The following is a 9,598-nucleotide window of genomic DNA, read 5'->3' as shown; positions in this document are numbered from 1 at the left end:
CAGGATAACCTCCTGCTTTCTTGTAAGTCTCTTCGTCAAAATATCACTTGTAAGTGTTTGTTGTAAATATGTTATTTAACAAAAAATACAGGTTAAACATGACAATTTAACAGATAAAATGATGCATAGGTGTTTACGAGGTCTGCATAGCACTTTTATATATATTACAAACTATTGATAATAATGAGTTAATGTTTAAAAGTTAGTATTATCGATGCGCCAATCAAACGATTTATGCATCTTTTTCATAGTAATTATCTTAACTTGAACTGTATATGATCCAGTTTTTTGATCGGTAGTGGATTACATCATGCGGGTGTAGCGATAAAAATTTCTAGGCCAGAAAGTCTGCTCGTTACTGAACCACCGACAACTTGTTAACTCATTTGGGGGCAAAAGTACGTTAGCTTTTAATTCTGAGTTCACACCAAATACGGCTAAATCGAAGAGGCGATAGATATAAGTGTAAGCGCGGTTTTGGCCTTCGAAATCATGGATGATTTCGCAGAGCCCACACGGACGTGCTTGCGGCGAGCCAAAAGAGCGCTTGCACATAAGCTCACCGCAGGTGATAGATTGCCATGAAGGTTCACCTTCAAACACCCGTTCCAAAAAAGACTCCGCCAATCATTACCCAAACAAAGTAAAAAATGCCATACCTTCACTTCAAGGCCACCACACTTTGGGGCAAAAACTTCTTAGCCTTTATCTCACTAGTCGTATCAAATGAAGTCCAATCGAAGAAGCGTTAGAGATAGGTGTAAACGCGGTTTTGACCCTTGGCGGCATGGCCAAAAATGTTCCTTACATTTTTTGGCATTCCCTCCATCCATGGAGGTCAGATGCCGCCGTGGAGCGTATAGGGATGGCGCACAACGATATCCCTATCTAAAAGCCAGTTCGACAAAATATATCCATATACAAAAGCCAGTTCGACAAAATATATCCATATACAAAAGCCAGTTCGACATCCCTGTCTCTCGTTCACGAGTATATGGCTGTCGCCAAGCTCACCCTGTCTCTCGTTCGTAAGCACGAAGCTATGCTTCACTCACCGAGCAGCCTGCGGCAGGCTATTAAGGCATGCCTTCAAAGCACATCAATAAATGAAAACTCAGCCAAACGCTACTCAAGCAAACGTTAAAAAATGCTAAAGCTTCATTTCAAGGTCCACATTCCTCATGTTGCACTGGTTGCTAAATAATGACTTCACTGCCATGACAGCGTAAAATCACGCCTCATTATTGCTGTGCAGGCCTTGTGCCGTACCAGCCTTGTTTCGCTTAGTCACCGTTAAGATGTCAACAATTTATGCACCAAGCTCACATGCACCAAGCTTCACAGGGTCAAGCCCTTAAGTATCAAGCTCAGCACTGTTTTACCGCGTTTAAATCGCCAATCGAGAGTTATCAACTACCCGAGCGTTTTACCTTTCCGTTTTATTATGAGCCGCACCCTTTGTGCGTTTTGGCAGCAGAGGAGTTACAAGCTTATCTGAGTAGCCAAACGGATTGGCAGCATAACTTTGGCCTTAGTAACGATACAAACAATGTTATCGGTAAGATGTTTGGTGTGCTGTTAGTGCGCAACAACAGCGGCGAGATTGGTTATTTGGCGGCATTTTCTGGCAAGTTGGCTGAGCAAAATCTTATCGATGGTTTTGTGCCACCAGTATTTGATATGTTGACTAAAGACAGCTTCTTTCATGCTGAGCAACAGGCGATTAATCAGTTAACCCGTGAGTTAACAGAGCTTGAGGCCTCGAGCGAGTTATTGCGATTAAGGCAGCAGTTGGCCACATTAATGCAACAGGCTGATGATGAGCTTGAAGCGATGCGCGCAGCTATTATCGAAGGGCGCAAAGCGCGCAAATTAACGCGCGCTCAGGCGGAAGCTGAGTTAGGCCCAGAGCCGTTAGCCGCGTTAAATGTGCAATTGGGTAAAGAGAGTGTGGCTGAAAAGCACCAGCTTAAAGCGATAAAGCTGCATTGGGATAGCCTCATTGCAGCGATGAGCGCCTCGCTACACTTGTTAGAGACTGAGATTGAATCACTTAAAGCACGGCGGGCAAAGCAGTCTAACGCCTTGCAGCAAAAGCTGTTCGCTCAGTATCGCTTTTTGAACCAAGCGGGTGAGCTGCAAGATCTTAATCAAATTTTTAACGATGCGCCCCATCAGCTGCCGCCAGCGGGGGCTGGCGAGTGCGCCGCGCCCAAGTTATTGCAATACGCTTTTGCTCAGCAGTTAACGCCACTGGCGATAGCCGAGTTTTGGTGGGGCGCTTCACCAAAGTCAGAGGTGAAGCAGCATAAACAGTTTTATGGTGCGTGCCATGGTAAATGCCAGCCGATTTTGAGCCATATGCTTAAAGGCATAGAGATGGATGACAATCCGTTATTGAATAATCCGGCAGAAGGTAAAACTATCGATATCTTGTATCAAGATGAGGCGATGGCGGTGATCAATAAGCCGGCTGAGTTTTTGTCGGTGCCGGGGAAAAATATTACCGATTCAGTGTATGCGCGCATGAAGCAGTTGTTTCCTACGGCGACGGGGCCTTTGATCGTACATCGTTTGGATATGTCGACCTCGGGGCTGATGGTTATAGCCTTAAGCAAAGAGGCCAACAGGGCGCTGGTGCAGCAATTTATTGGCCGCACGGTTGAGAAACGTTATGTGGCAAAACTGGCGGGTAGTGTCGCAGGCGAGCAGGGCGAGATTAACTTGCCACTGCGAGTCGATCTTGACGATAGGCCGCGCCAATTGGTCTGTTTTGAACATGGTAAACAGGCGCACACCCTGTGGCAGGTCAAGGCGCGAGACGATAAACACACTTGGCTATACCTCTATCCCCAAACTGGCCGTACTCATCAGTTGCGGGTGCATTGTGCCCATGTTGATGGGCTTAATCTGCCGATTATTGGTGATGATCTATATGGCACCAAAGCGGAGCGATTACATTTACATGCACAGAAGTTAGCGCTTAATCACCCTACAACACAGGCACGCATGACCTTTGAGGTTGAGCCTGAATTTTAGGGGACTGCCATCAACGTGAGACCCTAACTCCTGAAGCCCCCTAGATTAGAGGCCTAAGTGTGCGAGGTGAATAGCGCTTGACCTAGGTAAAGTTGTAACAGGCCGTTAAGGTTACTCAACTCGACGCCTGTTATCTGACTTATCTTGTCGAGCCGATAGCGCAGGGTATTACGATGAATATACAACTGCTTAGCACAGGTGCCTTGGTCACCAAAATGGTTTAGGTAGGCGGCAAGGGTTTTACGCAGTTGTTGGTTACTGTCGTGCTCGACCAGCTTTTGAAAAGGGGTAAGTAGTTGCTGACCGCGCCAATCCTGTTGCAGCCCAGATAGCATCACTAGCAGTGCATAATCTTCAAATAAGTATTTATTCTGTGTCGGGTGCATCTGCATACCAAACCTAAGGGTCTCTTTAGCGGTTTGGTAAGAGCGATGAATATCTTCAGGACGAGGAAAATAATGCCCCAAGGCGATATTAAGCTGGGCGCTCATCTCTGGCGGTATACGCTTGAGCAGTTGGTCGATACGTTGGCTTTCAAGTTCGGCGCGCCACTGCTTACCATCGAGAAAGGCGGGTTTGAGGATCACCAGCTCTGTCATGGAGGTCATGGCGATAAGATTGCCACGCGAGGGGGTTTCTAAGAGATTAAGCACCTGTTTAAGTAGCGATTTGGCGCTCGACTCATTGCCTTCTTCTTGCACTTGGATCACGGCGGCGACTCGCGGCATGGTTAAATCTATACCCAAACGTTCGGCTCTGGTGCTCAGTTGCTCTAATTGCTGATATTCGCCCTTAATCAGCTGCAGAATAAACTCTTCCTGCTGGCGATTTTGCCATTGAGCAAGCTCGATGGAGTTGGCTTGCTCGACAATCATCTCGGCGCTCATCTTGAGCAGCTTTCCAAACGCCATTAGGGGTTCGGGCTCTCCGGTAATGCCAATCACTCCGATGATCTCACCTTGGTAGTGCAGCGGTAAATTGATGCCTGGTTTTACCCCTTGCAAGCTGGCTATGGTGCCTTGATGGATCTTGACGGTACGATTTTGGCTAATGGCGAGCAAGGCGCCTTCGTGGACAGAGCCAATGCGATTCTTGTCACCAGAGCCTAATATAACCCCTTGGTTATTCATTACATTGATATTGTGGCCGATAATCGCCATGGTGCGATCGACAATCTGTTGTGCGAGCGGGGAGTCTAATAGGTACACAGTGTTATTACGCGCTTATGGTTTTACACGAGCTTACGGTAAATTGGTCGGTGGCACTAGATCTGCGTTGCCGTTTTGTTGATAGCTGTGGAATAGGGCATAAAAAAAACCCGCTCGTTAAGCGGGTTTTTTACATAAGGCGATAACCCTTATAGCTTATAGCTCATGCTTAACATCACCAAATGGGCGGTGTAATCATGGCTGTTGCTACCAAAGCTGACCACATTCCAGATACCATCGGGAGCGATGCTATTGCCTGGGTCATTGTCTTGATAGTTTTCCATTTTGTAATCAAGACGCAGCGCCATTTTGTCGGTGGCCTGGTATTGGCCATAGACATTGACGTTGTGCACTTTGGCAAAGTAATCGCCATAGTCACCGCTTATGCCTTGAGTGACTTGGGTATTACTGCTTGAATCTGAATAGGTGTAATCTACGCCTAAACGCAGTTTATTTTCTAACAGGTTGTTGTAGCTAAAGCCGGCACCCACCACATCGACTTGATCTTCGATTTGGCTAAACCAGTTAGCGGCACCAAAGTTGGTGCTACCTGACTGATCCGAATCGATATTTTGACGATTGTAGAAGGCGTTAACCATCATGTCATCGGTGATCAAGTAGCTGGCATTGATATCGTAACTAAGATCGGTCGATTCAGTTAAGCCAATTTGGGTGTCGTTGTAATCATCCAGTGCGTAGCGTGCACCTAGATCGATAGTCAGCGCATCGATAGGCGTGTGGCTCACACGAGCCTCGACCATGCTGCGTTTGCGATCGGCTAAGTTGTACTTACGTAGCAGTTCGTTCGACTCGCTTGAAGTCCACTGTGATGCTTGATACTGAGAACCATCACGTTCGCCATAGCTGCCCTTGATCCACATATCCCAGTTGTTAAATGCACTGATATGGAACTTGGTCCAAAGTGTATTTTCATCTGTGGTTTCACGATCTTGGTAGCTACGCTCATCACGACGGTAATCGTAACCCGCATCGAGCTTCATGCCGCGGCTGATACGAAAATCGGCGCCCAATTTACCACGATGGGTGGTGATATCATAAGGCGTGTTGTAAGCCACTTTACCGCTGGTGGAGTCGATGCTGATCTGCGTCCACTGTTCAATCTCGGTTTGATTATCACGGTCGCTGTAGTCGTAGCTGGCATTTACACGCACAGTACGATTTAAGCGCGACACCACTTTAAGGTTAGCGCCACTCATATCGACCTGCGCATCCAGTGATTCAGCTGGCAGTTGATAACCGTAGCCTGAGGTAACAAAGGCTTGATCTTGCGTCATTTGACCATAGTGCACGCGGCCACTCATTACCGTTTTCCCTAGGTGATATTGGCCTAGCAACGATACCGTATGGGCTTCGTTGTCTGGGTCAAGCGCCATAGTGCCTCGGGTCTGCGCCCCAAAAGTTGGGTTGAACGCATTATCAAACGTCAGTTGGCTGTATTGGTTTTTAAAGCTCGAACCTGAATAGTTGAGCGCGGTAAACCAATTATCGCCTTTGAGTTTAATGCCGGCCTCAAGGTTATCAGTGGTGTGATCAACGGGTTCGGCAAGCATCATCGACTGGTTAAAGAAACTGCCAGATGCTGACTTTAGTCCGGTTTTATCTTCACGCTGATACTTGATGTAAGCGCTCCATAACTCTTCACCTTGGTAGCTTAGCCCAAGTCCAGCACGCTTACGTTTAAGCGACAATTCTTGCGGCGTTAAGCTGGCGTAAAGCTGGCTCATCTCTTGGCTTGACCCGGCGGTTTGCCAGTTACTCGGCAAGGTTAAATCGCCGCCACCCACACCTTGGTAAGGGGTCATAGCACTGTCGGTTTTGTAGGTCGCAATTTGACGATAATTCAGGTTGAAGTTGTATTGTGCAACTTTGCCGGTATTCACCTCTAAACGACCATTTTCCATGCCTAAGTCTTGTGCTTCTACAGAGGCGCGGTAGCCCGATTTACTGATGTAATTCACATCGGCATCGACCTTACCGGCAAACTCGTTTTCTGCGGCAAATGCATTGGCAGAGCGGATATCATCACTGTCGTTATAGCCAATGCCCGCGCCAACCGTACCTGAGACGCCAGTTGGAACATCACAGCGCTTACATTCCCACTTGTCCAGCTGCACCTTGCTAGTGTTAGCCTGTTGAAGATTATAGCCATCGGCGAGCACGATATTAGGCACAAACACACTGGCGTTAGCGATGAGGGCTAGAGTGACTAAATTTAAGTTAAATTTCATGTTGTCGTCTCCTAACGCTGAAACAGCTTGCCAGATGGATGATTAGAACCATGGATCTGGTTGTGGCAGTTTAAGCAACTGCGACCGCCGGTCATTGCGTTATCAGTAACACTAGCGCCTTGAGCCGTATTACCAAATAGTGCTTGACCGCTATGTGCTGACGAGTGGCACTGCTGACATAGCTGGGGTGCACGGGTCTTGAGCATCCCTTCGTTTACGCTGCCGTGTGGGTTATGGCACGCAACGCAATCTTCAGTTACGGGTGCATGTTCCCACAGCTTTGGGCCGCGTTTTTCAGCGTGGCATGAGTAGCAGGTTTCATTGACACTTGGCTTAACCAGATCCGCATCAGACACGCTACCGTGAGGATTATGACAATCGCTACACACCATTTGATCCCATTTCATTGGGTGGCTTGAGCGTTTATGCATATCCGCTTTTTGCTTGGTATGGCAGCTTGTACATACTTCCATTTCAGTGCTTTTTGATAGCACAGGATCTTTGGCGGTATGCACTGAGTGACATGAGGCACAAGCCACATCGGCATTGTCATGATGACCGCCATTCCATGACATACGCTTATCGTCTTGGTGGCAGCTTAAACAGACACTGTTTTGCTTTTCAGCAGACAAGCTAGAGGTAGGACCGAAATCGATCATTGGCTCTTTGCCGCCCTTGTTATGCTTACCCATTGGGCCGTGGCATGATTCACATTGCAGGCCCGCCATGGGGCTTTTGCTTGAATCAATTGCACCATGGACACCTTTGAACAGATCCATCACTTTTTCAGACTTGCGGTGACACATTAAGCAAGAGTCGGCGCCTTTAGGTGAATAGTGACCTTCGGCGAACTTCTTGTCCAAGGTGGCTTCCACTTCATCCGGTGTCATGCTGGCGTCCCACTTGGCAGCGTAGGTTGCTTGACTGGCGCCAAACGAGAGCAGCGCAGCAGCAATCATTGCTGGTATAAAGCGGGTTAATTTATTGGTGATTTTCATAATAGACTTCCTAATTTGCACAAATGGTAGCGAAAATGGGGGAGAGGGCTCCCCCGTTTTTCATATTGAGATGAGCAAATTACATCTTCACAGCCGTGTGGTCGTCGATAACCGGTGCGTGGCAGTAGAAACAGGTTTCTAGTTGCGCGGCATCGTTAGCTTCTTGGTAGCTGGCATTAACTTTAGCGCCTTGGCCTTCGACGTGATTCTTAAACTTGTCACCGCTGTAGCTGTGACATGAGTAACACGTTGCGGCGATAGGCGTGGTGTATTGGCCTGCCTCTGTTGCTAATGCGCCTTTTTTCTTGAAGGCTTGAGTATTAAAGTCGTTATGGCATGAGCTGCAGTTCATGCCATTAATCGCGGCATAATCGCCATGGCTATGGGTTTTATGCAGTTTCATCTCTAGCGCGCCTTTGTTAGCGCCGCTTGCATAGGTGCCATCTGGCGTATGACAAGTGACACAGGCATCGACACCCGTAACGATTTCACCATTAAGCTCACGGCCTAACTGCTCTGACATGACAAAACCTGCATGATGACCTTTATGGATCTCGAAGGTTTCACCATGACAGCTTTCACAGCCAGCAAAATTAACCGAGTTGATGTGGCGTGTGCTTGGGGCTTCACCCGATAAGGTACCGTGGGTTAGCTCAGCCTTCATGCTGGTCGTTGCAACACCTTCGGCACACTCAACAAGCTTGTCTTGTGCAGTACACATCTCTAAACCAATAATACTAAAGGCGGTATCAGTGTCAGTACCTGCTACGCCAAAAGGTAGTGGGCCAGTGTTAACAACCAATGCACCATCAACGATTTGAGCGCCGCCGTTAAGCGCACCGCTGTTAACAAGATCGATAGCGACTTTCTTTTGGCCATTTCCTGGGCTTGGGTTGTAACCCATAATGGGGAAGTTAGGCCCGACATTGGTGATGCTTTCGAGTCGTTTAACTTTAGGCAGGATACTGCTGACATCCAGCGTGTTACCTGCTTCATCAGAGAAGCTGATGGTGATGTTAGCACTCATATCTGCTGGTACAGCAGTTAGGGTTGCGTTCATACCGACTAAATCGATAAGGGCACGTTTTTGAATGGCATCGGCAGTGTGAATTTCTTCAGTCCAGCTGGCATTATGACAAGCAATACAGTTGCTGTTGTCATCTTGCTGTGAATGGCCTTTGCCGGCGATAAAGTCGACATTGACGTGACAGCTAGTACAGGTTTCCATGGTAGGAACCCGTGACCAGTTACCCCATTCACTTAGCTCGTCGCTGCCTTCTTCTGGAGCCACGTGACAAGTTTGGCAGTTGTCTTGAACTATGTTATGAGCCGTTTCGGCGCTTTTATCCATATCTCTACCGTACATTTTGGCGTTATTGTGTACGTTATGAATTAAATGGTTATAAGCAACTTGCGGCTTACCTTTTTCATCTGCCATTTCTTGGGTATGGCAAGATGCACAAGTTTCTGAAGAGGTATAACTGTGGTAAATTTTTTGTCCTTTAGTGTGACATGAGTTACAGCTTTGCGTTGCGACGACATCTTTAGTATACAGCGCCTCATAGCCTTCACCTGAGAAATCTTTAGAGATTTCCGTACGAGGTACAAGTGTTTCACCATCTTGTAGCGTCGAAGCACTGGCAATAATGTTGTAGCGTTGAGTAAGCTCAGGATTATAGCCTTCTAGCGGAATTGTGAAGCTGTAATTACCGTTCTTCAGATCGACGGGCGTTAACTTGTCTTCAGCACTTCGGGGAGAGCTATAAGTCTCTTGCCATTGGGCACTGTTACCCGCACCAGTAGCGCCCTGGGGGATAAGTTGAACCACTTTTTTGACTTCAAGATCTTTAAGACCAACAATGGGTAAATCTTCTTCGTTGGTGGCAAATACAGTTATCGTTGGAATACCGTTGTCATAGGTGACGCTGGTTACGTCTAGATTAAGTGTATTGATTGCTGGCGCAGCTGGACCACCAGGGTTACCCGGATTACCGTTGTCACCATCGCTGCCGCCACAGCCACTAAGAGCCATCGAGACTGCACCTGCTGCGAGAAGCAGCTTAAACTTATTATTTTGTACGTTCATCATATTTTCCCTGCATAG

6 protein-coding genes are annotated in these 9,598 nt (G+C 47.5%); 1 reads left to right on the top strand and 5 read right to left on the bottom strand.

What is annotated here, in order from left to right; genetic code table 11:
• Nucleotides 1-303 precede the first annotated feature (303 nt).
• Nucleotides 304-612, bottom strand: coding sequence for a hypothetical protein (locus DVO77_RS02100; RefSeq protein ID WP_119977072.1), 309 nt, complete (start codon nt 610-612; stop codon nt 304-306).
• Nucleotides 613-1,326: 714 nt separating this feature from the next.
• Here DVO77_RS02100 and DVO77_RS02095 point away from each other — a divergent pair.
• Complete coding sequence (locus tag DVO77_RS02095; protein WP_119977100.1) at nt 1,327-3,039, top strand: RluA family pseudouridine synthase; 1,713 nt, start codon at nt 1,327-1,329, stop codon at nt 3,037-3,039.
• A gap of 53 nt (nt 3,040-3,092) precedes the next feature.
• On the opposite strand, the gene DVO77_RS02090 is transcribed toward DVO77_RS02095, so the two are convergent.
• From DVO77_RS02090 to DVO77_RS02075, 4 genes are all read right to left on the bottom strand, one after another.
• Nucleotides 3,093-4,247: a sugar diacid recognition domain-containing protein gene (locus tag DVO77_RS02090; RefSeq protein ID WP_119977071.1), complete on the bottom strand. Its 1,155-nt coding sequence runs from the start codon at nt 4,245-4,247 to the stop codon at nt 3,093-3,095.
• A 149-nt stretch (nt 4,248-4,396) separates the two neighbouring features.
• On the bottom strand, nt 4,397-6,496 hold the full coding sequence (locus DVO77_RS02085) for an MtrB/PioB family decaheme-associated outer membrane protein (RefSeq protein WP_119977070.1): 2,100 nt from the start codon (nt 6,494-6,496) through the stop codon (nt 4,397-4,399).
• 11 nt (nt 6,497-6,507) lie between these two features.
• On the bottom strand, nt 6,508-7,494 hold the full coding sequence (locus DVO77_RS02080; protein WP_119977069.1) for a DmsE family decaheme c-type cytochrome: 987 nt from the start codon (nt 7,492-7,494) through the stop codon (nt 6,508-6,510).
• 79 nt (nt 7,495-7,573) lie between these two features.
• Nucleotides 7,574-9,583: an OmcA/MtrC family decaheme c-type cytochrome gene (locus DVO77_RS02075; RefSeq protein ID WP_119977068.1), complete on the bottom strand. Its 2,010-nt coding sequence runs from the start codon at nt 9,581-9,583 to the stop codon at nt 7,574-7,576.
• Nucleotides 9,584-9,598 lie beyond the last annotated feature (15 nt).

Origin of the sequence: Shewanella algidipiscicola (assembly GCF_003605125.1) — a bacterium.
Taxonomy (GTDB): domain Bacteria; phylum Pseudomonadota; class Gammaproteobacteria; order Enterobacterales; family Shewanellaceae; genus Shewanella; species Shewanella algidipiscicola.
The sequence above is the reverse complement of the archived record's forward strand: the minus strand, read 5'-3'. Positions and strand labels throughout refer to the sequence as shown.